At 56.8% G+C, this 25,574-nt stretch carries 27 protein-coding genes; 8 read left to right on the top strand and 19 right to left on the bottom strand.

The annotated features are described in order from the left end of the window. The first annotated feature begins 4 nt into the window (after positions 1–4). Positions 5–475: an NUDIX domain-containing protein gene (locus VL130_RS17075; protein ID WP_325364746.1), complete on the top strand. Its 471-nt coding sequence runs from the start codon at positions 5–7 to the stop codon at positions 473–475. A 28-nt stretch (positions 476–503) separates the two neighbouring features. On the opposite strand, the gene VL130_RS17070 is transcribed toward VL130_RS17075, so the two are convergent. Together VL130_RS17070 and VL130_RS17065 are read right to left on the bottom strand one after the other, a co-directional pair. Beyond that, positions 504–1,436 carry a L,D-transpeptidase family protein gene (locus VL130_RS17070; RefSeq protein WP_325364744.1) on the bottom strand — a complete coding sequence of 311 codons (933 nt, stop codon included), beginning with the start codon at positions 1,434–1,436 and terminating at the stop codon, positions 504–506. Between the two features lie 59 nt (positions 1,437–1,495). Beyond that, positions 1,496–2,047, bottom strand: coding sequence for a DUF882 domain-containing protein (locus VL130_RS17065; protein WP_325364742.1), 552 nt, complete (start codon positions 2,045–2,047; stop codon positions 1,496–1,498). Positions 2,048–2,150: 103 nt separating this feature from the next. On the opposite strand from VL130_RS17065, the gene mgtA reads away from it, so the two are divergent. Further along, on the top strand, positions 2,151–4,814 hold the full coding sequence (gene mgtA / locus VL130_RS17060) for a magnesium-translocating P-type ATPase (protein ID WP_325364740.1): 2,664 nt from the start codon (positions 2,151–2,153) through the stop codon (positions 4,812–4,814). A gap of 249 nt (positions 4,815–5,063) precedes the next feature. Here the strand turns inward: mgtA and VL130_RS17055 are convergent, their stop codons facing one another. The 4 genes from VL130_RS17055 to VL130_RS17040 all read right to left on the bottom strand — a co-directional run bounded on the left by VL130_RS17055 (position 5,064) and on the right by VL130_RS17040 (position 8,326). Then, positions 5,064–5,726 carry a DUF6629 family protein gene (locus tag VL130_RS17055; RefSeq protein WP_325364738.1) on the bottom strand — a complete coding sequence of 221 codons (663 nt, stop codon included), beginning with the start codon at positions 5,724–5,726 and terminating at the stop codon, positions 5,064–5,066. A 205-nt stretch (positions 5,727–5,931) separates the two neighbouring features. Continuing rightward, the gene (locus tag VL130_RS17050) at positions 5,932–6,288 is read right to left on the bottom strand and encodes a ChaB family protein (protein ID WP_325364736.1); all 357 of its coding nucleotides are present in this window, start codon (positions 6,286–6,288) and stop codon (positions 5,932–5,934) included. A gap of 149 nt (positions 6,289–6,437) precedes the next feature. Further along, positions 6,438–7,310 carry a universal stress protein gene (locus VL130_RS17045; protein ID WP_325364734.1) on the bottom strand — a complete coding sequence of 291 codons (873 nt, stop codon included), beginning with the start codon at positions 7,308–7,310 and terminating at the stop codon, positions 6,438–6,440. 122 nt (positions 7,311–7,432) lie between these two features. After that, the gene (locus tag VL130_RS17040; protein WP_325364733.1) at positions 7,433–8,326 is read right to left on the bottom strand and encodes a universal stress protein; all 894 of its coding nucleotides are present in this window, start codon (positions 8,324–8,326) and stop codon (positions 7,433–7,435) included. 192 nt (positions 8,327–8,518) lie between these two features. Here VL130_RS17040 and VL130_RS17035 point away from each other — a divergent pair, with 192 nt between their 5' ends. Then, positions 8,519–8,794, top strand: coding sequence for a metal-sensitive transcriptional regulator (locus VL130_RS17035; RefSeq protein WP_325364731.1), 276 nt, complete (start codon positions 8,519–8,521; stop codon positions 8,792–8,794). A 36-nt stretch (positions 8,795–8,830) separates the two neighbouring features. Next, on the top strand, positions 8,831–11,257 hold the full coding sequence (locus tag VL130_RS17030) for a copper-transporting P-type ATPase (RefSeq protein WP_414636323.1): 2,427 nt from the start codon (positions 8,831–8,833) through the stop codon (positions 11,255–11,257). Here the strand turns inward: VL130_RS17030 and VL130_RS17025 are convergent. The 3 genes from VL130_RS17025 to VL130_RS17015 form a co-directional block, all read right to left on the bottom strand. Further along, entirely contained in the window at positions 11,252–11,455 is a 204-nt protein-coding gene (locus VL130_RS17025) for a DUF4266 domain-containing protein (RefSeq protein ID WP_325364884.1), read from the bottom strand. The two genes, VL130_RS17030 and VL130_RS17025, sit on opposite strands and share 6 nt — an antisense overlap. A 341-nt stretch (positions 11,456–11,796) precedes the next feature. Further along, complete coding sequence (locus tag VL130_RS17020) at positions 11,797–13,536, bottom strand: SulP family inorganic anion transporter (RefSeq protein WP_325364727.1); 1,740 nt, start codon at positions 13,534–13,536, stop codon at positions 11,797–11,799. A gap of 390 nt (positions 13,537–13,926) precedes the next feature. Then, positions 13,927–14,190 (bottom strand): helix-turn-helix transcriptional regulator, encoded by a 264-nt coding sequence (locus VL130_RS17015; RefSeq protein WP_325364725.1) that lies wholly within the window; start codon positions 14,188–14,190, stop codon positions 13,927–13,929. A gap of 555 nt (positions 14,191–14,745) precedes the next feature. On the opposite strand from VL130_RS17015, the gene VL130_RS17010 reads away from it, so the two are divergent. Together VL130_RS17010 and VL130_RS17005 are read left to right on the top strand one after the other, a co-directional pair. Further along, positions 14,746–14,982 carry an alkylphosphonate utilization protein gene (locus tag VL130_RS17010; RefSeq protein WP_325364724.1) on the top strand — a complete coding sequence of 79 codons (237 nt, stop codon included), beginning with the start codon at positions 14,746–14,748 and terminating at the stop codon, positions 14,980–14,982. Positions 14,983–15,003: 21 nt separating this feature from the next. After that, on the top strand, positions 15,004–15,753 hold the full coding sequence (locus VL130_RS17005; protein WP_325364722.1) for a YoaK family protein: 750 nt from the start codon (positions 15,004–15,006) through the stop codon (positions 15,751–15,753). A 112-nt stretch (positions 15,754–15,865) separates the two neighbouring features. Here VL130_RS17005 and VL130_RS17000 read toward each other — a convergent pair whose 3' ends face one another. The 8 genes from VL130_RS17000 to VL130_RS16965 all read right to left on the bottom strand — a co-directional run bounded on the left by VL130_RS17000 (position 15,866) and on the right by VL130_RS16965 (position 23,089). Beyond that, positions 15,866–16,624: a fused MFS/spermidine synthase gene (locus VL130_RS17000; RefSeq protein WP_325364720.1), complete on the bottom strand. Its 759-nt coding sequence runs from the start codon at positions 16,622–16,624 to the stop codon at positions 15,866–15,868. A 118-nt stretch (positions 16,625–16,742) separates the two neighbouring features. Continuing rightward, positions 16,743–17,087 carry a hypothetical protein gene (locus VL130_RS16995; RefSeq protein WP_325364718.1) on the bottom strand — a complete coding sequence of 115 codons (345 nt, stop codon included), beginning with the start codon at positions 17,085–17,087 and terminating at the stop codon, positions 16,743–16,745. After that, a complete protein-coding gene (gene tnpC, locus VL130_RS16990; protein ID WP_325364716.1) occupies positions 17,084–18,637 on the bottom strand; it encodes an IS66 family transposase in 1,554 nt (517 codons plus the stop codon). The genes VL130_RS16995 and tnpC overlap by 4 nt, the downstream gene beginning before the upstream one ends. Before the next feature lie 72 nt (positions 18,638–18,709). After that, positions 18,710–19,057 carry an IS66 family insertion sequence element accessory protein TnpB gene (gene tnpB, locus VL130_RS16985; protein ID WP_325364714.1) on the bottom strand — a complete coding sequence of 116 codons (348 nt, stop codon included), beginning with the start codon at positions 19,055–19,057 and terminating at the stop codon, positions 18,710–18,712. Beyond that, the gene (gene tnpA, locus VL130_RS16980) at positions 19,054–19,431 is read right to left on the bottom strand and encodes an IS66-like element accessory protein TnpA (RefSeq protein WP_325364712.1); all 378 of its coding nucleotides are present in this window, start codon (positions 19,429–19,431) and stop codon (positions 19,054–19,056) included. Before tnpA ends, tnpB begins: the two co-directional genes overlap by 4 nt. Positions 19,432–19,593: 162 nt before the next feature. Then, positions 19,594–20,430, bottom strand: coding sequence for a hypothetical protein (locus VL130_RS16975; RefSeq protein ID WP_325364710.1), 837 nt, complete (start codon positions 20,428–20,430; stop codon positions 19,594–19,596). Between the two features lie 8 nt (positions 20,431–20,438). After that, positions 20,439–22,718, bottom strand: a complete 2,280-nt coding sequence (locus tag VL130_RS16970; RefSeq protein ID WP_325364708.1) for an NADP-dependent malic enzyme — start codon at positions 22,716–22,718, stop codon at positions 20,439–20,441. 59 nt (positions 22,719–22,777) lie between these two features. Then, positions 22,778–23,089, bottom strand: coding sequence for a helix-turn-helix domain-containing protein (locus VL130_RS16965; RefSeq protein WP_325364706.1), 312 nt, complete (start codon positions 23,087–23,089; stop codon positions 22,778–22,780). A gap of 146 nt (positions 23,090–23,235) precedes the next feature. Between VL130_RS16965 and VL130_RS16960 the strand changes: the two genes are divergently transcribed. Further along, complete coding sequence (locus tag VL130_RS16960; protein ID WP_325364704.1) at positions 23,236–23,505, top strand: hypothetical protein; 270 nt, start codon at positions 23,236–23,238, stop codon at positions 23,503–23,505. A 201-nt stretch (positions 23,506–23,706) separates the two neighbouring features. Beyond that, complete coding sequence (locus tag VL130_RS16955) at positions 23,707–24,066, top strand: DUF983 domain-containing protein (RefSeq protein ID WP_325364702.1); 360 nt, start codon at positions 23,707–23,709, stop codon at positions 24,064–24,066. A 169-nt stretch (positions 24,067–24,235) separates the two neighbouring features. On the opposite strand, the gene VL130_RS16950 is transcribed toward VL130_RS16955, so the two are convergent. Beyond that, a complete protein-coding gene (locus tag VL130_RS16950) occupies positions 24,236–24,748 on the bottom strand; it encodes an A24 family peptidase (RefSeq protein ID WP_325364700.1) in 513 nt (170 codons plus the stop codon). Then, positions 24,735–25,553, bottom strand: coding sequence for a tetratricopeptide repeat protein (locus VL130_RS16945; RefSeq protein ID WP_325364698.1), 819 nt, complete (start codon positions 25,551–25,553; stop codon positions 24,735–24,737). Before VL130_RS16945 ends, VL130_RS16950 begins: the two co-directional genes overlap by 14 nt. Positions 25,554–25,574: the final 21 nt, after the last annotated feature.

The following is a 25,574-nucleotide window of genomic DNA, read 5'->3' as shown; positions in this document are numbered from 1 at the left end:
CGACATGGCCATCCTGAGCGCAGGCATAATTCTTTTTGAAACGGGCAATAAAGGCCTTCGGGTGCTGCTCGTTCATCCCGGCGGACCATTCTGGTCAAAGCGGGACTTGGGTGCGTGGTCGATCCCGAAGGGCGAATATACGAGCGGCGAACCCGCCGAAGACGCCGCTCGCCGTGAACTGGCCGAAGAAATCGGACTCGTATTGACAACGCCCCTGACGTCCCTCGGTGAAGCCAGGCAGCCGTCAGGCAAGCGTATCACAGCGTTCGCGGCTGAGGCGGCATTCGACATTGCCACACTCCGCAGTAACCGCTTCGAAATGGAATGGCCCCCTAAGTCTGGACACAAGCAAAGTTTTCCGGAGATTGATCGAGCGGCCTGGTTTTCGACTGCCGACGCCCGCCGGCACATAATCCCCGGACAGGCGATTTTCCTCGACCGTCTCGCAGCATTGCTTCCCTTGGGACTGTCTTGAGCAAGCGTTTCCTGCGCGTTGGTTCCCTTTAGAAAGCCTTCACCGCCCCAGACCAGGTCCCGACAATGACGGGAATACCGTCATGCACCAAAAGCGCCGCCTTCGCCGCGACCCAATCAATGCGAACGCCCTGCAGTTCCATTCTCAGAAGGGTGGCTTCCATTCCTCCTGTATCTATAGGCGCAGGGGCGCGGTATCGCACAACGTCACGCGCCTGGGCCTGAGTGGGGGTCACTTCCATGTACAGGCTGTCACCGACCCATCCGAACTTGACCGGCGTATCGACGATAGTGACAGGCGTGCCCACCCCGACCAGGTTGAACAGGACCGCGATGTCTTCCGGGTACATTCGCATGCAGCCATGACTGGAGGGTTTGCCAATGCTGGACGGCGCGTTGGTGCCATGAATGGCGTACCCTGCCCAACCCAGGCTGAGCGCGTATTGGCCAAGCGGATTGTTCGGTCCGGCAGGCACAATCGCTGGAAGTTTCGGATCTTCGGCGCGGATCGACGCGGGCGGCGTCCAGGTCGGGTTCTTGCGTTTCAGAACTATCTCGGTCGTGCCCGTCGGTGTGAGCCAGCCCTCTTTCCCGATGCTGATCGGGAAGGTCGTTACGTTTCCGTCCGGTCCATAATAAAATAGGCGCAGTTCCGCCAGATTAATCACAACACCTGCGTGCGGCGCCGCCGGCAGAATATGAGACTGCGGGATAGAGAGCTGTTGACCAACCACCAATTTTGCGGACGTTACCGCCGGATTTGCAGCCAGCAATTCAACAACGCCGATATCAAAATGGCGAGCAACGGCGCTTACACTGTCACCCTTTTGCACGGTGTAGTTTTGAGCGATGCCAATAAGATCACCATCAGGCATCGCGGCTTCGGCGTTACAGACGCTGAAAATGACGAGACAGGCGAGACAAAGAGGACGGATGTAGCGGCTAAGGGGCGTATGAGACATGCCCCCCTTTTAGGCAGTCGGGGCCCGCCTACCTTGATCTGCATCAAATCAATGCGAACCTAGCTCCAGTAGCGCACGCCACCGGTATCCATATGGATGAAGTCCGAAGCGGGATAATAGCCCACCCCGCCAGCCCTGAGACTGACCGCGGCTGCATGGAGGTGCGCAAGGTCCTTGCCAGGCAGGCTGAGATCCATGGCGCGCCCCTCCATATGCAGACTATGCTTGGCGACGCCATCGGAACGCTCATGCAGCATTTCATTCGTCGCGGGCGAACGGTAACCGCAAATGATGTTGAAGGCTCCCGGCGTTTCGACCTTCGTCTGCAAGGCGTAAAGCTGGTCGAGCAGACCGGGGGCAATGTCATGAACCGCGCCTGTCCGCCAGTCGCGCATGAAATGGTTGAGTTCGGCGAGCGCGTCAGGCTGATATTGCCCGCCTTCGAAATAGGCCAGGCTTATATTTTCGCCCGTATGTGTATGGTAGAAGGCGAGCTGTCTCGTGGCGTCCTTGCTAACAGGCGCCGAAGGATCGCCAGCGCGTGCGACAAGAGGTGCGGCGGCAAGCGTCCCGATAGCTGAGGCAATAAGGTGACGGCGGGAAATCATCATTCGCCTTACCCGTTAAAGGGTCTTTTGGGCAAAAAGAAGTCTGAACTTACGCCAGTTTGATCAGGCTCAATTGCAATGGCTCCGGTTTGCGCAAGCTGCGCTAATGAACCATCCATTGAAGCCCTCCGCTCTGTCCCTGCATACCATTTCGGCTGCGAGTAACAATTCGCCCACCACGCCGCCATTCTGGTCGCAGGCGGCTGGGGATGTGTTGCAGTCATTAACGTCCAGCGTTCGCGGCCTGCCCGCAGACGTCGCCGCCGCTCGTTTGAAAACCGTTGGACCGAACCATCTGAAACCTGCCCGCCGAACCTCGCCCTTCGGCCTTTTCCTACGTCAGGTGCGCAGCCCCCTGGTCCTGATCCTGATCGTCGCGGCGATGATTTCGGCGGCCGTCGGGCAAGGGCATGAAGCCTTCATCATCGTGCTTATCGTATTGGCCAGTTGTATCCTCGGCTTCACCCAGGAGTATGGCGCTTCGCGCGCCGTGCAAGCCCTGCAAAAAAGGCTATCCCATAAAGTCGAAGTCCTTCGTGACGGGGTCGCCGTGACAATAGCGGCCGACGACGTGGTACCAGGCGATGTGGTGCGGCTGGCAGCCGGCGCCCTTATACCCGCCGACGGCCTGATCCTCGAAGCCTGCGACTTCAACGTCACCGAAGCCGTTTTGACGGGCGAACCCTTCCCTGTCCTGAAGTCTGCGACTATTTCGGCGCCTGGAGCCACGATGGCGGCGCGCACCAATGCCGTTTTCGCAGGCACCTCAGTCCGCAGCGGTACGGCCCTGGCTGTCATGGTCGCTACCGGCACGCGGACGGAATTTGCGCGCATCGCCGAAGCCGTCGAGAGAAAAATACCGGAGACGGACTTCGCACGCGGCATCCGCCAATTCGGTGCGCTGATGACCCAGATCATGCTGGTGATGGTCCTGGTTGTCTTCGCCGCCAATCTGTTCCTGCATCGGCCATTCATCGACTCTTTGCTGTTTTCACTGGCGCTCGCCGTCGGCATTACGCCAGAGCTCCTGCCGGCCATCATCAGTGTCACGCTGGCGCGAGGGGCACGGCGAATGGCGAAAGATGGCGTGATCGTCCGCCGCCTGGAAGCCATCGAAAACCTGGGCAGCATGGACGTGTTGTGCACGGACAAGACCGGCACCTTGACCCAAGGGGTCATCAGGCTCGATGCGGCGTTCGATGCGTCCGGTCGCCCTTCCACCTCTGTTCTGCATCTGGCGCGGCTTAATGCCGGTTTGCAGACGGGTTTGAAGAATGCCCTCGATGACGCGATCCTCGCGGCTCCGATTTCCAGCGATGAAAACGCTGATTGCGTCAAGATGGGGGAGGTTCCCTACGATTTTTCACGAAAACGCCTGTCGGTCCTGGTTCGGGAACACGGCGCCACCAGCGGCGATGTGTTAATCTGTAAAGGCGCCGTGCAACCCGTACTGGGGGCCTGTACGCATTTCCAGGCGGGCGCTGGTCTCAGATTGCTGGAGCAGGCCGATCGTGATGCCATCGACGCACGGTTTCGGTCCTGGAGCGCGCAGGGGTTCCGCGTTCTGGCCGTGGCGTCTCGCGAGATGACCGGCATCACGCTTGATGGCCCTGCAACCGAGACTGCCATGACGCTGGCCGGTTTTCTTCTGTTTCTCGACCCACCCAAGGCGGGAATCAAGGAAACTCTGGTTTCGCTGGCGAACCGGGGCATCCATATCAAGATGATTACCGGCGATAACCGCTATGTCGCCTGTCATCTGGCCGGGGCAATCGGCTTCAAGGCGCCGGCTGTTATGACGGGCGCCGATCTCAGCCAGATGACGCGCGAAGCCCTGTTCGCGGCGGCGCCCCGCACCGACATCTTTGCCGAAATCGACCCCAACCAGAAGGAGCGCATAGTCGCCGCCCTGCGACAGGCCGGCCATGTGGTGGGTTATCTCGGCGATGGCATCAATGATGCCCCCGCCTTGCATGAGGCCGACATCGGCATCTCTGTCGACACGGCCGTCGAGGTCGCGCGGGAAGCGGCCGATATCATCCTTCTAAAGCAGGACCTCGGGGTTCTGCTGACGGGTGTCAACGACGGGCGCAAAACCTTCGTCAATACCCTCAAATATATCTCGATCACCACCAGCGCCAATTTCGGCAATATGATCAGCATGGCTGTGGCGTCGCTCTTCCTGCCCTTCCTCCCTCTTCTGGCGAAACAAATCCTTCTGAACAATTTTCTCTCCGATGTGCCGTCCATGGCCATCGCCACCGACACGGTGGAGAGCAGCGTTACGCGATCCCCCAAGCGTTGGGACATCGGCTATATCCGTCGTTTTATGGTCTGCTTCGGGCTGATCAGTTCGGCGTTCGACCTGGTCACCTTTGTGTTTCTGCTTCATATTGCAAATACCTCGGCGAGCCGCTTTCAGACCGGCTGGTTTGTGGAATCCCTGATTACCGAACTGGCTATTGTTTTCGTTGTCCGGACGCGGCAACCAATCTGGAGAAGCCATCCCGGCGCCTGGCTGACACGGCTAACGGCCGGCGTCGCCGTTCTCGCTGCGGCTCTGCCTTTCACACCGGCGGCGGCCTGGTTCGGTCTCGTGCCCCTGCCGCTTCCTGTCATGGCCGGCCTTGGTCTGATCACCCTGCTATATCTGGCCACGACCGAAGCCGCCAAGCACTGGTTCTTCGCCTACCAACAGCATCATCCCACCCGTCGGATGGGAATGCGTGGCGGGCATATCCAAACACATATTCGCAAGAGCCTGCCATGACATCACCGGACATTTGCCCCGCTCCCACCCATTGCAGGCGCGGCACAAACGGATGCCCTCCATGGTTTGAGCGAGCAAACCGATCAGACAGTCCGGGGGCTGGCTTTCTTTCCATAGCTGCATATCCGCGATGATTTCGATGGCTGTGGCCGATTGCGGGACACGCGGTTTGGTTCCGACCTGCGGTGCCGGTGGCCGTGGAACCAGTGCGTTCACACCTTCCGCGGCGGAGGCCTCCATCAAAGTGCCCTAAGCCTGGCTCTCCCGCCTAGCCGTTCTCGTCGGTTCGTCCTGCCTGACATAGAGGTAGATCAGGCTACTGATGAGCGCAGCAAAAAAGCACCAGACGGACGGAAAATTGAGTTGAAAAAAGCTGAGAGCGACGCCGAATCCTATGACATTGGCGATTCCGATCCATCGTAGATGCTCGTCACTCGCAATAAAGAACGCCCCACACGTCGCCACCAGATAAACAGCAATCATGCCCGGCCAGATGCCGGCGGGATTGCCATAGACGAGGCATTGATTGTCCACGTGGACAGTAAAACCGTAAAATCCCATGACCGTCAGGGTGTAGACCGCTGCGACAAGCCCAAGACCTAGCATCAGGCGCATCGCCCTCATGCGCGAACATCGCGGTTCAATCAGGATTAGACTTAAAGGGATAAGGATTGGCCAGGATACACCGACAAAAAAGGCATAGGCTTGGGTGAGGCCGTGAACCAGCGCGCCATTGGGTGCGAGGGGCAAGGCAAGCCAAAGGGCACCCTCAATGGCCTGCTGAATTCCGAACAACAATGGGATACTGGCAAAAAGGCGTTCCCGTGGACGATGAACGGTGCGCAGGGCTAAAAAGCCGACGCCTGACACCAAAGCACTGGCAGCGAAACTAACCGGGGCCGAAAAGCACATAGGTCGCTTCCTGTCTAAAGCTTGCCTTCGTTATGTAAACGCACGGCTTTGCTCTTTTACCGGAAGACCCCCCGCTCCGATTGATTTCAATCAAACGACCCAACTTCTAAAGCGCGATAAGGCAATCCATCATTAGCGAGCCAACCGAAAGGTGTTCATGATCGGCGCTTAAAACGCGGATCTACTGGTGAAAATCAGAAACAGGTCAGTTCGCCGTACGGCGCACCCATGTGCCTTCGCGTTGAACGTAGAGACGACGGACTGCCGCCCATGCGGCGCGTTTGGCCGCCTCGTCGTGACGCACCGTAAATGAACGACGCAAGGGCATGACATGGTGTGCCCAGGTGTGATTATAGATTTCTCGATATAGAGTCTGGATGTATAGGGGAAGGCTGTGACGAATCTCGTCGGGCAGGTCTTCGTTTGCCGTGTATGCCACGGTTTTCGCTGGTGATGCACGTGCCCGAGCCGACCCCGCCAGAATACAAATGATGCTGAGTTCGCGGTCTTCGCCACTGGCGATGCACTCAAATTCAATGGGCTGAGAAATCGTTTCGGTCACAATCAGTCTCCCTGAAATGTCTCAACAAAAATCGTTGCAATCGAGGCAGGACAAATAGCTCCCGCTCCAGATCGGTCCGACACTGACTTTCCAGCCAGGCGCCTCGCCATCAGGAGCCGAAAGTGTCGCTTCCACCATATTTGATCCCTTCACCGTGACAACAGGAGCGGGAGACGGGCATGTTTAAGTACGTGGTCCGTCGCACCACCCAGAAACATTTCGCCCAGGTGCCCGGAGCCATAGGCGCCCATAACCAGCAGATCGGCGCCAAGACGAGCGGCTTGCGTTAGCAAAACTGCGCCAACGTTTTGGACATTTCTCGGCAATCGAAGCCTTTCCGCTGAAATGGAATGGCTATGCAGGTAGGCCACCATATCGGAAGTTGAAGATTCGCCCGGAATCTCCGCCCCTTCCTCGACACACAGCAGATAAACGGCATTGGCGTGCTGCATCAACGGAAGCGCGTCGCGTATCGCTCGCGCGGCCGCGACACTGCCATCCCAGGCCAAAGCCACCGTTCCGGGATGCCCCGATGAGGCAAAGGGGCGTTCGAGATTGTGCGGGACAACGAGAACGGGCCGCCCGGCGTGGAACAATACAGAGAAAACAACCTCGAATTCGCCTGTTGGGCGGTTATCGCCCGCAACCACAATCATATCGGCTGTACGGCTTTGCGCAGGGAGCAAATCACTGGCGCCGCCAATCAAAGTCTGAAACCGCGCCTGTAATGGCGGCATATCTGGCGAGCCGTCTATATGCAGCTTGATTGCGTACCGCGCGGCATAATCGGCCGCATAGGCCTGGGCGGCTTCGCTCAGGTGCCGCGCATCCTTTTCAAGCACGTCCAATCCAGAGGCTGCCACGCCATAATCAGTGATCGCCTCATAGAGAATGGGCGGGTCCGCCAGATGCAGGATACGCAGAACCGCAGTATGCGCCCGCGTCAATGTAAAGGCCGCCTCCAGGGCGCCAAGCTCACTGGCCTCGCCGCTGAACACGCACAGCAGGGTTTTGATCGACATGACCTCGCTCCGGTATTTAGGTATTGAGGTAAGCTATGCCAGACTGTCACGTCCGACATTGACCTGGGTCAAATGGCTTGTGCAACAGACAGACGGCGCAGGCCTGCCCCGACGCTCCAGGTTTAATGCGCCAACAGAAGCGGCAGGTTCGCGTGCTTCAACACGTAATCAGTTACGCCGCCCAACAGCATTTCGCTGATATGACCGCGACCGTACGCTCCCATCACCAGCATATCGGCTTTGAGACGCGTCGCTTCCTGCAGCAGAATTTCGCCGACCTTTCGCTTGTCGCGCTCGACGAACAGAAACTCGGCGTCAATGCAGTGGCTGCGCAGGTAGGTTATCAGGTCTGATCTCACCTGTTCGTCAACCGCCCCATCGTCAGACATTACCCTTACGACGAAAATGTTCGTAGCATGCAGCATATGTGCCACCGCTTCGCGTAGAGCCTTGCCGCTGGGCACGCTACCATCCCACGCGAACATGATTGTCTGGCAATATCCCTCGGTTCGCACGGCGGACGCTGGCTGGCGGGGCACCGCCAGTACAGGCCGATCCGCATTGAATAAACCCGTCAAAATAACACTAAGGTCTCCCTCGGGCCGGTTGTCGTAGTCGGTGACGATGAGATCGGCGGTAGAAGCCTCACGTGGCAAATTATCGCGTACATCCCCTGTGACCGCCCGAAAGAAAGCCTGGGCCTGCCCCATTGTGACCTGCGTCCCTTCACTCAGCAAAGGGACATTCTGATGATGGCAATATGCCTCGGCATAGGTTTTCGCCGCCTGCGTCAGGGCCTTCGTCTCCTGATCCACGCGCTCAACCGTCGCAAGGTCACCGTACACCAAACCACTGTAGATGCCGATGCCTGTCACGTCGGACACAACAGGCGGCTCAACGAGATGCAATATTCGCAAAGTGGCCCGGCTCGTGTGCGTGATGGCGAGCGCCGCAGTCAGGGCGTTCAATTCGTAAGCCTCACCGCCGAATATATTGAGAATGGACTTGATGGACATGGGTTGCCTCCTGTGATTGACCACAAATATCTGGAAACAAAACCGTCGCCTTGACCATGATCAAATCAAGTTTTCGATTGGCTCGCCGGTTGCGCATACGTGCACAGGTGATGATTTTTGGACCAGGTGGGAACCGCGCTTGCAATATACCCCCATAGGGTATATTCCGACAACATGTCCAATGAGGTCACTATGACTGAACATCCATCACATGCCGGGCAACTCGCCCGCTTAAACCGGGCCGCAGGTCAGATCGAAGGCATCAAGCGCATGATCGGCGAAGGTCAGTATTGCGTCGATATACTCACCCAGCTTCGCGCTGTGCGCAGCGCTATCAAGACCATCGAGCTTGGCGTGCTGGAAACGCACATGAAATCCTGCCTCGCCAAATCCTGCGCGTGCGGCGACGAGACGACACGCGACAAGCAACTCGCCGAAATCATGGTTCTTCTCAAGAAGTACGAATAGGAGGCAACGATGTCGCACGAACACGCAACCGGCTCCATGCCAGAGGCCGGCAAGGCTTCGGGCTGCCAGCACGGCAAGTCGGAGACGGCGGCCGGAAAACATTATACCTGCCCGATGCACGCTGAGGTCAGACGAGACGGGCCTGGATCATGCCCGATTTGTCACATGACTCTCGTGCCCATCGAGAGCGAGACGAAAGCCACAGGCACTAATAAAGAAACGGAATCCGATGTTTCCGCCTCGTGTTGCCATTCAAAAACGGACGCGGCCATGGTTCGGGAAAATGACCATGAAGGTCACAGCCATCGCGCTCATCATGACAAGGCTCATGTCGGGCCGCCGCCTGTGCCCAAGGCGGGTGAAGCCGTCATCTATACCTGCCCCATGCACCCGCAAATCCGTCAGGAGGGGCCAGGTTCGTGCCCCATCTGCGGCATGGCGCTGGAACCTGAACTTATAACCCTCGAAGAGCCGGAAAATCACGAACTGAAGGATATGTCGCGCCGGCTTTGGATCGCGACGGCTCTGAGTGTGCCTGTCGCCATCCTCGCCATGGGAGCGCACATCGGCCTTTCAAAGTATGTATCCGAACCGGCATCGCTGGGGATTCAAATGATCCTGGCAACGCCTGTCGCCCTCGGTTGCGGCTGGCCCTTTCTCGTTCGCGGTTGGGACTCGCTGAAAACACGCCACTTCAACATGTTTACCCTGATCGCCCTCGGCGTTCTGGTGGCCTGGGCCTACTCTGTTGTGGCCGTTTTTGCGCCTGGGCTTTTCCCTCATCCTATGGGGGCCGGATCAATGACCATGCGGCCGGATGTCTATTTCGAAGCCGCCGCCGTCATCACCACCCTTGTTCTCGTCGGCCAGGTGCTTGAACTTAAGGCACGGGCGCAGACCGGCAATGCGATACGGGCGCTATTGAAGCTGGCCCCCGCCACGGCGCATCGGCTGAACGGCCAGGACGAAGAAACTATACCGCTCGAACAGGTGAAGATCGGCGATCTATTGCGCGTTCGACCCGGTGAGAAAATCCCGACGGACGGCGAGGTGACCGAAGGCACGAGTCACGTCGATGAATCCATGCTGACCGGCGAAGCCATGCCAGCCACGAAAGGCCCCGGCGACAAGGTCACGGGCGCCACCGTCAATCAGTCGGGCGGCTTTGTTATGAAGGCCACCCGCGTCGGCAACGACACCCTGCTGGCCCAGATCGTCAACCGCGTCGGCCAGGCGCAGCGCTCGCGCGCGCCAATTCAGCGCGTTGCTGATATCGTGTCCGGATACTTCGTGCCGGCTGTGATCGCGGTCTCGCTTGTAACCTTTATCGCCTGGATTGTCTTTGGGCCAGAACCGAAGCTCGGCTACGCGATTTTGAACGCCATTGCCGTGCTGATCATTGCCTGCCCGTGCGCGCTGGGGTTAGCTACGCCCATGTCGATCATGGCCGGCACGGGCCGTGCCGCAAAAGAGGGCATTCTGGTGCGGGACGCAGCCGTGCTTGAAGCTTTTGAAAGCGTCGATACGCTGGTATTCGACAAGACCGGCACCCTGACGGAAGGCCGCCCCAAACTGATCGACGTGAAGACCATCGGCGGGTTCGATCCTGACAGGCTGTTGTCACTGGCAGCTTCCCTGGAAGCGGTCAGCGAGCATCCGATCGCTGATGCCATCGTCAAGGGCGCGAAGGCAAAAGGTGTGCCTGCCTTTGCCGTTGCGAATTTCAAAGCACCTTCGGGTAAAGGGGTTACGGGGTTTATTGACCGGACCGAGGTGTCACTTGGGAATGTGGCTTTCATCAGCGATGATGGTACGCTCGCGGCACTCGCCCAGCCCTATCGTGACAAAGGACAGACCGCCATCTACGCATCCGTCGATGGTAAGCCTGTCGGGGTCATTGTCGTCGCTGATCCGATAAAGCCATCGACCGTCGCGGCCCTTAAAGCTTTGAAGGGCGAGACTCTGCGCCTCGTGATGCTGACAGGCGACAACGCAATCACCGCGAAAGCGGTAGCGAAAGATTTAGGCATAGACGAGGTTGAGGCCGATGTTCTGCCGGATGGCAAGGCTGACGTCATCGAGCGCCTGATCAAGGAAGGTCGCAAGGTGGCAATGGCCGGCGATGGCGTCAATGACGCCCCTGCCCTTGCCGCGGCGACCGTGGGCATCGCTATGGGCAACGGAACCGACATCGCCATGGAGAGCGCGGGCATCACCCTGATCAAGGGTGACCTCGACGGAATCGTTCGGGCGCGCGCCCTGAGCCGCGCCGTCATGCGCAACATCAAGCAGAACCTGGTCTTCGCTTTCGCCTACAATCTGATTGGCGTGCCGATTGCCGCAGGCGTCCTCTATCCGGCGTTTGGTCTTCTTCTCTCGCCCATAATCGCGTCAGCCGCTATGGCCTTCAGTTCCGTTTCCGTTATCGCCAACAGCCTGCGAATCCGGAACGTAAAGCTATGACAATGTATGCCGCAAGCGGCCAGTCATAGTGAGCGGCTGCCGGCTTGGACGATGTGCGCATCCACGATCTCCGTCATTCGTTCGCCCGTGGCGCCTTGGCCTTGGGCGAAGGCCTGCCAATGGTCGGGAAGCTACTTCTTTACTGAAATAAATGTGGTCATCGGCGGCGGCGATGTGGGGATGGGTGTTCAGCGCCATCGCCTTGGTCGCCAGCAGGTCGCGGTCCCAGAGCTTGGCGCCAAGCGAGGCGCATCCGGCAAGGGAGGCAATTGCGGACAGGGCAAGCAGTGCGCCCGCCAGACGGACAAATCGGAGGCTATTTCTCATGGAGCCATACCTCCACCTGACGGCCATATTCTGCGGTCTGGGCGGGAAAGAAGCCTTTGTGGACGTAACGCACCATGCCATCCCGATCGATCAGAACAGATGTCGGCATATCCTTGACATGTTAGGCCGTCGCGATTTCACCCTTAGGGTCGTAAACAACGGCAAGATCGCTGCCCTGCCCCAACTTAACGGACACAAGGCGAACGCGTAAGCTACGCGTTGCCGGGATGCACTTTTTGCCGAGCAACAGCATGCGCGACATCGACAGCCTCGCGGAGTTCGTCACAAAAAATGGCCATGGAAGCGTCGACCCCACGCGTTTCAAGGGCTCGGCGGACATCTGCCGCAGCCCCGGAAATCACGACAGCCACCTTACGACCGTGCGCATTGCGGACGACGCCGGCAATCGAATTGGCGGCGGTCGTATCGATGAAGGGCACGGCTGAGAAATCCAGGATAAAGGCCTTGTGGCGGTCGGCGATACCGTCAAGCACGGCGCTGACTGCGCCGGCGGCGCCGAAGAAGAAGGCGCCTGTGATCCGGTAGATTACGACAGCAGGATCTTTCGCCAAACTCGCGTCGTAAGGGACGCGTTCGTCGTCCGTGTCGTCCGCCAAATCATCCGGCACCGGCGGCACATGTGCCTCGACGCTCGTTGCGGTTGACATGCGGTGAATGAATAGTAAGGCGCCCAGCGTAAAGCCAACGACGATCGCTTCGCTTAAGGATCGGAATACCGTGAGGCCTATTGTTACCAGCAGGACGATGGCATCCCCCCTGGACGTGCGGATGAGGGTAATGATTTCGTGCTTTTCCGCCATATTCCAAGCCACCACGGTCAGGACGCCGGCAAGTGCTGCCAGCGGAATATAGCGGGCGAGCGGTGCCGCGACGAGCATGGCCAGGAGGATGAACAGGGCGTGCAAAATGCCGGAGACCGGACCGCGCGCGCCGGAGCGGACATTGGTTGCTGTCCGGGCGATAGTTCCGGTTACAGGGATACCACCGAACAAGGCAGAGCCGATATTGCCGATGCCTTGGGCGACCAGTTCCATATTGGAACGGTGACGTCTGCCGGTCATGCCGTCTGCGACCATTGCCGAAAGCAAGGATTCAATGGCGCCCAAAAGCGTGAAACTGACGGCATCGGGCAAAACGGCTTGCAATTTTGCAAGTGATATATGCGGCAGAATGGGCATCGGCAGCGAACTCGGGATGCCCCCGAAACGCGTGCCGATGGTCTCCACCGGAAGCTTTAACAAGAAGGCTACAAGGGCACCAAGGCCGACGGCGATCAGCATGCCCGGCCAGGACGGCCGCCATCGTTTTAAGCCGGAGATCGTGACGATGGTGCCTAGCGAAATGCCTACGGCGTAGGGGTTGACAGAGGATATGGCGGCGCCGATCGCCGCAAGTTTTGGGATAAAACTGGGTGGTTCCTTTCCCGCCAGGGTGAGCCCCAGCAGATCATGAACCTGTCCGGCCAGCAGGATGACGGCGATCCCGGAAATGAAACCGACGGTCACGGGGTAGGGGATGAACTTTATATAGCTGCCCAGGCGCAGCAGACCGAGCAGGATAAGGAAGGCGCCTGCCATCAAGGTGGCGAGGAAAAGACCATCCAGGCCATGCCGGCTGATCGTTGTTGCCACGATAACCGTGAAGGCTGCTGCCGGTCCGCCGATTTGAAAACGGCTTCCCCCCAAACAAGAGATCAGGAAGCCGCCGACCACTGCGGTAAACAGACCGCGCTCGGGCGTTGTGCCCGAGGCGATAGCCAAGGCCATCGACAGCGGCAGGGCCACGATGGCGACTGTCAGCCCTGACATGACGTCGGCCCGAAAATCCCTTATTCGGTAGCCTTCGCGTAGGATAGTAATGAGCTTGGGCGTGAAGAGCTCCCAGAACGTCGGGCCCCGCGCCACCGGAAACTTAGCTACTGGACGTTCCATTGTGCCTGCACCCCGTTCTCATAACGCGGATTTGTCGGCTCGCCAGCAATCGATCCCAAGGAAGGCCGGTCGAATCCGATCAGCCTTCGCCTTCTGCACGAAGCCATAAAACTCAGGTATAAATTAGTCATAGTTAAGGATCAAGCGTCATGCCTGCTGGATGGCGCGTCTATCCTGTCGGCGGTCGTATTCGTGATGGCGTGTTTTGTCATCAACATCCTAACCGCCAGTATCTGATTTCAAAAGACGTCACCCCATGCAGAGGTACCCGCCGTGTGAATGAGGGGGCAGTCGGAACGCTTTGACTTGGTGTGTCCATGAGATGAGAGGCGCTCCTTACCCCGGAGCTTATTGTGCGACCTACGGCAGGGCGCGACGTCTGGAACTTATCTAAAGGGGCGAATCGTCGGCCAGTTTAAGTCGTACGCCACGTCCGCCATTTTGGCTTTGCGCGTTGTCATTGATCAATTCAACTCCACGCCGGTTAAGGGCTTCAACGACTTTGGTCAGCGACTCGACAACGCCACGAACATTTCCGTCGCTGGATTCCATACGTTGGATGGTCGCAATGGACACCCCGGAGATCTCGGCAAGCTCCCGCTGATCAATTCCCAAAAGTGCGCGAGCGGCTCGCAGTTGTGCCGAGGTCATCATGTGGAATAAGCCCTTAAGATTAGGCTCATGCGTAGACCATCACCCTTGAAAGTTCAATTATCAATCTGGGCAATCCATATTGCATCGCGGTTGTGGTGACAGGTGGCCGTGCCGGACAAGCGTTTCGCAGTTTTACTTACGGGAAGGTCACAGGATATAGCCTATCCCCAAAGGTCTGGCAATTGGGCTGGTCGGGATGAGGAAGATACTGGACAGGTGATGTTTTAAACATTACTAAGGCTGGGTTGATTTGCAATAATGACATTCTATATATCTACATGGCGTTTAGCACTATGGATTGGCTACGGCTCGGCGGTTTTCCCGCTTTTGATCTCTGCCTTTTCCATTCGGGGCCTTGTATGTCAGCGCCGTGTCATCGATCTGGTCCGTCCGCCAAGTGCGTATTGTATGGCCAACCACAGAGGGCATCGCAAATTAAACTCCGACGCGGGTTCTGACAGCCCTAATGATCATTTCGTAACTTAAACGGAAACTGAGAGACCGGTAACATTGCCCAATTGGCAAGTTGCTGGAAAACTTTTAAGGACATTCTACATGGCAAATGAAGACAGTGAGTTCGTTGTAAAAGATTCAAACGGAACCCGTTTGAATGACGGCGACAGCGTCACCCTGATCAAAGATTTAAAGGTTAAGGGTTCAGGCGGAGTCACGCTCAAACGCGGCACGCTGATAAGGAACATCCGACTGACCGAAGATGAAGCGCAAATTGAGTGCAACGCCGATAAAGTCAAAGGTTTGGTGTTGCGCACTGAATTTCTGAAAAAGGCTTGATGCCGAAGGAGAGACGCAAAGATGTTGGTCGGCCAAGGAAGTGCGCGAAATTTCGCCAGTGATCAATGGCTGGCCTGCACGCTTGCGGGCGTTGCGGGTGCGCTGAATGCGGCTGCCTTCAACGCCTTGGGCTTTTTTTCCGCCAATATGACCGGCAACGTCTCCGCCCTATCCGATCATCTTGCCATGGGGCAGATCGGATCTGCGTCTGTCTACGCAGCTATCGTTGTCGCTTTCGTTTTCGGCGCGTTCTGCTCGACATTGTTAATCAGTCGCGGCCATCACAGCGGTTTTACAGGTATTTACGCCTTGGTCATTCTGGTGGAAAGCGTTGGGATGGCCATCCTCGGCGGCACCCAGGTTTGGCTTAATCCGGAGTTGCGCAATGCTTTTATGATCTTTGGGCTTGCCTACCTTATGGGGTTGCAAAATGCCGTCGTCACGAGGATCTCCGATGCACGCGTTCGCACGACGCACGTATCTGGAATGGCTACCGATATTGGCATTGAAATGGGTCTTTTGATCGATGCGGCGGTGAAACCCAGGTCGGCGGCAGAAACGGCGGCCATTGGCGCGCGCCTCAGGTTGCATTTACAGACCATCATCGCGTTCCTGGTGGGCGGATTGGCGGGCGTTGCTCTTTATCACTTCATAGGTGGTGGAGTTTTCTGGATTGCCGCAGGAGTCCTGGGCGTTATTTCGGTGCATGGCCTTCACAAAGCCAGGCATGTGAGCCCCCCCCCTGCGCCGCCAGAGGCCAACGATCTTTAGCGCTTAGAGATGTGAAGCTTCGATCAGCGCCTTGTGGCGCGAACATTGAGCATTTCAGCAATTGATCGACATAATGGCGCGGGCAGAAGCCCAATATTCCCGAACAAACATATTAATAATCGGAGGCGTAGAATGACTCGAAAGTTTCAAATTGCGGAATATCTACCCCGTTAAGTTCTTTGATTTCAAGTCGCAGGCGATCATTCTGGGCATCATCGATAATTTTTAAAAGACTTTTCCGCGCAACGACTATGTAATTGCCACAGTCTTCGATGAAAGCAATCAGGCAATTGCCATAGAACGTCTCTGATATCCTCTCCAATATGCGATAGAGTCTGTGATCGCTTTGAATGAGGTTGATGACAACTATTCCATCCACCCGGAGCGCCTCATAGCAATTCTCGTAGAATTCCCACGAGCACAAATCTTCCGGTAAGCCTTTGGAAGTGAAAGCGTCCAGTAGAATGACGTCTTTGGTTTCCCTGACCAAGGGCAGGTAAGAACGCGCATCTGCCTGGACGATCTGGAAGCGTTCACTATTTTGGGGGATATAAAACTTATCCCTGAGGGCAATCACGTCGTGAGATATTTCTATAGTCTTAATTCGGGCATCTGGGAATCTAACATGACAGTGTTTTGAGAGTGATCCGCCCCCCAGGCCGACAATAAGTATATTCTGAGGATTTGAGTTGAACAGCTTGAACGCCATCATTGCCTGAACATATGAAAAGCAAAGCTTGAACGGTTCATCGATCGCCATCATCGATTGAATATGAAATCCATCAAAATGCAGGCAGAGGTATTTTCCATTATCCAGAGTGAAGACGTCGCCTTCGGCGCCATCGATGACCGCAAGATCAATTTTACTCAATTTTGCTTCCTTTCATTGACCTTAAAGTAGCTCTTCAAAACCTGAAACAAAAAGCGTTCAGCCAAATTCAGAGATACAGCTTTTCGACGCTGCCGTTTTACTGTAAGCGTCCGGTGAGCTAGCTAGGATTGGGGCTCGTTCTATTTATCACCAGCCAGGCACCTTCAATTCCTTGTGCCTTTGCGAGTGTTAGGCCGTATTTCATGCCATTGAACAGGATAGCCGCGATTAAGGTGGCACAAGCGAGTGCAATAAGACCTTGCGTCCATTTTATTTGGAATCCGGCAATGATCGTGCCTGAGTTCACGCCGAAATAAATAACGGTGCAGTAGAAGGCTATTTCTAGTGCGTCGTTCCAAAAAATTGACCATAGGGCGAGGTATAGTGCGGCTGATCCGGCGGCCACGATCAGAGAATATTTCAAATAAACTCGAGCAGCGAAAGCCGCTTCAGATAATTTCATGTGACACCGTGGCTATTATACCGTCGAACCCACGGCAGCAGGTCTTCAAGCCGCTCCGTAGCTGTGCTGCCGACCCGACTGATAACTTCCATCAGATATCGCTCCGGTTCAAGCCCATTCAGCTTTGCCGTCTCGATGAGCGTAAGGATATTGGCGGTGCGCTCGCCACCGGCATTGGAGCCGGCGAACAACCAGTTGTTGCGGCCGACCGCGATTGGGCGGATGGCGCGTTCCGCGGCATTGTTGTCTATCTCGACCGTACCGTCATCGAGATAGACCTCCAGCGCCACCCAGCGGGATAAGGCATAGCGCATCGCTTCCGCCAGGGTTTGCTTCTGCGGGATGCGCTTAAGGGTATCCTTGATCCAGACATGCAAAGCATCGACAACTGGCCGGGCATGTTCCTGTCGGATTGCCCTGCGTTCGTCCGGCAGCATGCCTTTGACGCGGGCCTCGATATCGTACAGCGCCCCGATGCGGGCAAGCGCCTCTTCAGCCAGCGGCGACGACTTGATCTTGACGACGTCGTGGATCTTGCGGCGGACGTGCGCCCAGCAAGCCGCTTCAGTGATGCGGTTGCCGTAGAGTTTCTTGTAACCGGCGTAGCCGTCTGCATGGAGCACGCCGCTGAAGGTAGAGAGATGGGCCTTGGGATGATCCCCCTTGCGGTCTGGGCTGAAGGCATAGGCGACCGCAGGCGGCGCCTGATCCTGATAGCCGCGGCCATCTCGCACATAGACCCAAAGGCGGCCGGTTTTCGTGCTGCCCTTGCCTGGTTCCAGCACCGATACCGGCGTGTCATCGCTGTGTATCCGATCCCCAGAGAACACATGGGCTTTGATCTGTTCGACCAATGGCGTTAGCAGGTGCGAAGCCTGTCCCACCCAGTCGGCCAGGGTCGAGCGGGAGATGTCGACGCCTTCACGTGCGTAGATCTCCGACTGGCGATAGAGCGGCAGGTGATCATCAAACTTCGCGACCAGAACATGAGCAAGCAATCCAGCACCGGCCTTGCCGCGCGTAATTGGTAGTGGCGGCATCTCACCCGTCAGGGTCTTGTCGCAACCCTTGCAGATCAGCCGCTTCTCGATATGCCGAACCACCTTGAACGAGGCCGGCACATAGTCGAGCACCTCGTGCACGCTGTCAGGCGCCTTGAGGAAAGCAAAACCCCCACAGTCGGGGCAGGTGCATGGCGCCTCGTAGATCTTGTCTTCCCGTGGCAAGTGATCAGGCAAAGGTTGGCGCGAAGGTTTGTCCTTCGCGGCGCTATCTCTCATACGCGGCGGCAGAGCGACCAGTGCCTCCGCGCGGTTGGCTTCCAGATCCTCCAGCATCAGCTCAAGCTGTTCGGCCTTCTCTGATGATGGACCGTATTTGCCATGGCGCAGGAGGGTCAACTGCGCTCGCAAAAGATCGATGATCGAGTCCCGCTTGACGATTTCGGCGCGGAGTTCCGCCTGGCCTTCGTCCAGTTGCAGGGCCTGCGCGGCGATGATTGCCCTCAGGGTTTCTACGTCTGTAATGTCAGCCAGAGCCTGCGCATCCATGGCGGTCAGACTAGCTGATTTGCTCGTCTTTTGCCAGACCAACTCGCTTAAAACGCATATAAAATAAGGCTTCTAGCCTGTTCGTGAAGGTGCTGATGTCCATGCCGGCCGTCGCCAGTCCATACCTTCGATCAGCATCCCCAGTTGCGCTGACGTGAGCCGAGCCACACCATCCGTGACGGATGGCCACGGGAAGCGACCACGCTCAAGCACTTTGTAAAAGAGGCAATATCCCTGTCCGTCCCACCAGAGAATCTTCAGTCTATCACCCCGCTTGCCCCGGAAGGCAAAGACGGCGCCTGAGTTCGGCACCTGACGGATTACCGTTTCTGCCTGGCTGATCAAACCCTCAATGCCTTTGCGCATGTCTGTCACCCCACACGCCAGGTAGACACGCACATTGCCGGCCGGCCCAATCATGCGACCTCTACGCACGCAATCAACGACGCCAGGCTACTGCGCTCAAGATCAGCAGGCACTTTGAGGACCCGGCCATTGCGCAGCGCGATCTCGACCGTCGCCGATCGCTTTGGCGTTCTTGCCGTATGAAGCACGTCGGTGGAGGCGCCATCCGTCAGTGACACAGGTACGAAGCTCGTTACCGGTACTGGCGCCTTGGGCTCCAAAAGCTCCTTACGCCACCGCCGTATTTGCTGGGGAAGAATATCGTATCGGCGAGCCACCTCGCTGATCTTCACACCAAACGCATCGGCTTCAGCCAGGACCTGATATTTCTCCTCATCCGACCAGCGTCTGCGCCGCTCGCCACCCGTTATAATCTCCATCCGCGCCATGATCGCCAAGCTCCGTAGATATCCCCGAAGATAGCTCCGGATTTATCTCCGGAACTTCGCTTAATTCGACCGCGACACAAAATCAGCCGATCGGACGCTTACGTTTTACTTGGGTCGAAACAATTGTGTTCCCAAATTAAGCTCCCGATAAATGTCTCCGCATTATTCGGCGAAACTGTCGTTCCTGAAAAAGGTCTCAAACGTCTCGAAATGAGGGATGGACAGGTTCTTTTTTGTTTTCACTACCAGGCGACGGATGTCGATCTGAACATCGTCAAACAGACGGCGCGCACTCTTGCTGGCAATCACGATGTAGTTTCCACAATTCTCGGCGTAGCCGATCAGGCAATTGCCATCGAACACAGTGGAAATGCGATTGAGCTGGGTATTAAAGCGAAGATCTTCGCGGTGAAGATTTGCGACCAGAAGGCCATCTTCTTCCAGCGCATAATAGCAGTCGTTATAGAACTGGAGGGAGCATAAATTATCGGGTAAACCGTCGGAGGTGAAGCCGTCTAACAGTAGGACATCCGCAACTTCGTGTTGGTTCGGCATATATACGGCTGCGTCTGTCTTAATCACCTTAAAGCGCTCGCCGTCGTCGGGAATGTGAAATTCCTGCCGCAAGGCCAAGACCTCTTCAGAAATTTCGAGTGTCGTCGTGCGCGCCTTTGGGAAGCGCTTATGGCAGTATTTTGAGAGAGAGCCGCCACCAAGACCGACAATCAGGATATGGTGAGGATGAGGCTTAAAGAGCTTGAATCCCATCATGGCCTGAGTGTAGGACAGGTATAGTTTGTAGGGCTCTCTAAGGGACATAAGTGACTGGATGTTCAGGCCGTCAAAATGCAGGCACAGGGCTTCAGGTGTCGCAACCGTGAACGTGTCGCCATTTTTTTTTGACAAAACGTAGTCATTGTCCTGGTCGCCACCCATACTCAATATTTCCTTTTTAACTGCCCAAAGCACTAACCGGCTCAAGAAAGAATCTTCGCGCATTCTTGGCCTCATACCGCACCTTGATACGCATCATTTGCCGCGAAGGTGGCCATCGTCAGAATTTTGGAAACCGAGTCGGAAAGCTGACAAATCTGGACGGAGCGTGACAGCCCCAGTAACAGCGGGCCAACGACGGTAGCGCCGCCCAATGACTCGACCATTTTGGTAGCAATGGACGCCGAGTGGATGGCCGGCATGATCAAAATATTCGCCGGCGCCGTGAGTCGAATAAACGGGTAGTTGGCCCACAAGCTGGCATCTAATGCCACATCTGGTGGCATTTCCCCCTCAAATTCAAAATCGACGCCATGTGCCTGAAGAAGCGCTACGGCCTCGCTAACCCTGTCCGAGTGCTCGCCGGATGGATTTCCAAACGTCGAATAGCTCAGGAAGGCAACCCGCGGCGTATGCCCCATTCGCCGCACCGTCGTTGCGGCTTCAATGGCGATATCACAAAGGTCCTCAGGGCTCGGTAATTCGCTGACTGTCGTATCCGCCACAAAGACGGTGCGGCCTTTGGCGAGGACGATTGACAGGCCCATGACACGGCCGCCGGGCGCCGGATCAACAACCCTGAGAATGTCACTCAGAGCTTGATCGAAGCTCCGCGTCACACCTGTCACCATGCCATCCGCATGGCCGGATATAAGCATGGCTGCGGCGAAAGAATTGCGATCAAGGTTGATGAGGCGTTCGACATCACGCTTCAGGTAACCCTGTCGACCCAACCGGCCATATAAAAGCGCGGCATAGGTATCGCGCCGGTCTGACAAGCGTGCATTGATGATTTCAATACCCTCTTCAGCGGGGTCGATACCGGCGGCGCGCATGTTGGCTTCAACGAGGTTTTCCCGGCCGCACAGGATTGGCGTACCAAGGCCCTGCAATTTGAACGCATGAGCGGCGCGAATAACGCGCATGTCTTCACCTTCAGCGAAAACAATGCGCTTCATTGGCCTGGACCGAACTGACGAAATAATAGTTTGCAGGAAGCCGGCCGACGGGTCCAGACGCTGTTCCAGCCTCTTACGATATGCGTCCATATCCTCGATCGGCGTGCGGGCTACGCCCGTATCCATAGCGGCCTGCGCAACAAACGGCGGCACATACCAAATCAATCGGGGATCGAACGGGGACGGGATTATATAGTCGCGTCCAAACTTCAGATGCCTGCCCTGGTAGGCGGCCGCCACCTCGTCAGGCACGTCTTCACGCGCTAACTGAGCCACAGCTCTGGCGGCAGCCAATTTCATTTCATGGTTGACCCGGCGCGCACGGACATCAAGGGCGCCTCGGAAAATGTAGGGAAACCCAAGGACGTTGTTGACCTGATTGGGATAGTCAGCCCTTCCCGTTGCCATGATGGCATCGCTGCGAACCTTCAGGACGTCTTCCGGCGATATCTCAGGATCAGGGTTGGCCATAGCGAAAATAATGGGGTCGGGCGCCATGGAAGCGACCATTTCCGCAGTTAAAACGCCCTTAGCGGACAAGCCGAGAAAGACATCCGCGCCCACCATCGCTTCAGCCAGGGTTCGTTTGTCAGTATTCGTAGCGTGGACGGCTTTCCATTGATCCATGTCGATGGTCCGGCCAGCATAAACGACTCCGTGAATGTCGACGACAGTCGTATTCTCTGATTTCACGCCCAGCGATTTCATTAATCCGAGGGACGACAGGCCCGCCGCGCCCGCGCCACACAAAACAAGCTTGATGTCTTCAATCCGTTTGCCCGTGACTTCGAGGGCATTCAGGAGACCGGCCGAGGCGATAATGGCCGTCCCGTGCTGATCGTCGTGGAAGACCGGCACGTCGGCCAAATCCTGAAGGGCCGCCTCGATTATGAAGCACTCGGGACTCTTGATATCCTCAAGATTCACCCCGCCAAACGTCGCGGTAATGTTCTTGACTACGGTAATAAATTCATCGGGGTTCTGCGTGGACACCTCAATGTCAAAGGCATCAATATCGGCAAACCGCTTAAACAGAACAGCCTTGCCCTCCATCACCGGCTTTGAAGCCAGAGCGCCAAGATTCCCCAGACCCAGGATAGCCGTTCCGTTAGAAATGACGGCAACCATGTTCCCTTTGGAGGTGTAGTCATAAGCTGCGTCCGGGTTCTCGGCGATCTTTAGCACTGGCACGGCAACACCTGGCGAGTAGGCCAGAGCCAGATCGCGCTGTGTCGCCATCGGCTTGGTCGGTTGAACCGCGATTTTACCCGGTGCGGGCAGTCGATGAAGATCCAGGGCCTCCTGATCGGTGAATGTGTGCTTGCGGTCCGGCATATTGTTTTAGTCTTTTCGATTGTGTCTTTGCAGCAGCCTACGGCTGGCCTGTGTTGCGCTTAGTTGACGACGGAACTCTGTGATCCTGGGGCCAAACTGTTTTCGGGCATCATCAAATGCACATCCTGGACTTTTAAGCGCACACCACGCCCGCCTCGTTCGCTTCGTTGGTTTTCATCAAGCAATTCAATGCCTGCTCTGTTTAAAGCCTCAACGACCCGGGTCAGGGACTCAACCACCCCGCGCACATTACCCTCGCTGGATTCCATTCGCTGGATCGTGGCAATCGATACACCCGACAGTTCCGCCAGGTCCTTTTGATCAATACCCAGCATGGCTCGGGCGGCTCGTAGCTGCGCTGAAGTTATCACCGGCTCACCTCATTTTTAAACTGGACATATGATGTTTAAAACATTATAAATGATATTTCAATAGCTAAACATGTCGCTTGAGTCGCTATAGGCATAGCCACTTGCCACCGCGCCGATGTTTAGGCCTCAGTGCAGGAAGGTAGTTGGTGGAAAGCAAAATTCTTCAGTTGCCGATTGAGGCGAATATAAGGGCGTTGCAGCGCTTCCAGCGCACGGGGCATTTTCCGACCGACACGCACAGAAACGAGATATATTCGTCGATTATGGCAGATTCAGATTTGCTGGATGCCGAAATTGCCCGAATTAACCTGCATCTCGAAGTTAAGTTCGACGAGAGAACCAAGGAAGTTGTTCAGCATCTGGAATCCGTCGCCAAAACCCTTCGCCAACTGGCTGATACCGCGAACAAAATCTGAATGTCATAACTAACGGGGATTGTCGTCACTTCAGGACGTTAAGTTGAAAGCCGTGAAGCGACAGGAAACAATCTGCTACGGATCAAAATTAAATGGGATGGGGGATATCCAAATGTCGCGCAGTTACCACCGACTGAATTTTCAGCCTCAGCGCCTTGCCCGTACAGACGGGCTCAGCCCACGTCATCGGGCCAAGACACAATGACCGATCCAGCGAAACCAGATGTCAGCTTCCTGAACGCGGCCATGGGGCGTTGCCCGGTCTGCGGCAAAGGCAAACTATTCAAGTCCTACCTTAAGGTTGCGGACTCCTGCAAGTCGTGCGGACAAAACTTTAAGTCTGCGGATACGGGCGACGGTCCGGTTGTGTTCGTTATTCTCATCGCTGGATTTATCGCGTGCGCGGGCCTGTTAGTAAGCTTTTTGAGCTGGAACTGGGCCATAACAACATTATTGATCGTATGGCCGGCAACCGCAGCCATTGTTAGCCTGGCTCTCATGCCTGTATTGAAAGCCCTGATGATAGCGTCTCAGCTAAAACACGAGGTCCGAGATCAATAGCCCCTTCAAGGCCGTCTCCTGACGATCAATCCGTTTTATCCTGTAGGGCGGCGTGCTTGTAACACTATGGATAGATGATGCTATGCGCGTCATCAGAGACGTCAGTTGGAGTTGATTACGGCCTCGCCTTCCCCAATCTTCTGGATACGGAAGCATCAAGGATCAGAGCTTATCCTCCCGTAATGGTAAAACCCATAACCGCTCCCCATGTGACGCTTATTCCACCAATCGCAATGGCAACGCCATAGGGCACGTCACGGCCCATCTCTCTGCCCTGCAGGGCTAGCATGGCCTGAGACAGATAGGGACGGACGAACATATTGATAACAGCGACCAGCCCGCCGCTGATTGCGGTTGCCAGGGCCAGGAGCAGCAGGTGGTCCAGGCCGGCGAACAGGGCGACCGCCGCGAACAGCTTGACGTCGCCCGCCCCCATGATCCGGAACAGGTAAAGGATATAGCCGACGACAAATGACAGGACGCCCGCGCCCAGTGCCGGCCAGAGCCCGGCGCCGCGCGCCAGCACCAGCACCAGCACCAGCCAGACGACATAGAGACAAAGGACAGCGATGACGGCCTGGTTCGGGATTCGCAGGGACATGACATCCGTACAGGCCGCCCAGATCAGGACGCCCGTCAGAACCGCCAGAATACCGTAACGCAGAACATCAGCGAGCGGCATTCGATCCGCCTTCATTGTGCGCCGAAAGCGCCCGCACGATCTTCAGATTGTCGGAAGCGACGGCATAATATTCGCTTTTCAGCGCCAGCGCCTTGTTCAGCAACTGTTCGGCGTTCGCATAGTCGCCGCGCATGGCGGCGGCGAAACCGGCATTGTTCAGCAGGGCCGCCTGATCACTCGCCGTGCCGCCGGCAATCGCCCGGTCATAATCCCCGCCCATGGCCAGAGCCAGGCGCAGATTGGTCCGCGCCTCGACCAGATCCGGTTTCTTGCGCAGGGCCGCCACGAAATCCGTCACCGCCAGATCGCGCTGATGTTGCAACAGGCGGGAATAGCCGCGGTTATTGAGCACGATGGCCGCGCCACCCGAAGTGGTCATGGCCTGTTCGTAGGCGGCATTGGCCTCGGCCCACTGGCCCCGGCCATCATAGGCGCTAGCCAGCGCGTTCCACGCCCGCCAGGCCGCCGGATTGGCCGCCACCGCCGCCTGCAGGACCGAAACGGCCTTGTCGGATTCCCCTGTGAGCGAAAGGGCAATGCCCTTGCCTTCAAGGGCGGCACCCCTGGTTTCCGGCGCGCTTTCTGCTGCGGCGAAGGCGTCCAGCGCGGCCTGAAAATGGCCTTGCGTCAGGTTGAGATTGCCGTCCAGCAGGTTGAGGCGCGGGTCTTTTATGCCCGCCAGGAGACCCTGATTGAGATAGCGGCCGGCATCGAGCAGGCGCTGTTCGTCAATGGCGCGCTGAATATCAGCCAGGGCCGCCGGACTGAGGGCCTGCGCTTTCGCTTCCCGCTTGAATATGGCCATTCCAGCAAAATTTTTTTCTAG

The sequence above is a fragment of the Asticcacaulis sp. genome (assembly GCF_035497195.1).
Taxonomy (GTDB): Bacteria; Pseudomonadota; Alphaproteobacteria; order Caulobacterales; family Caulobacteraceae; genus Asticcacaulis.
Note: the sequence above shows the minus strand (reverse complement) of the source record. Positions and strands in the feature narration are given on the sequence as shown.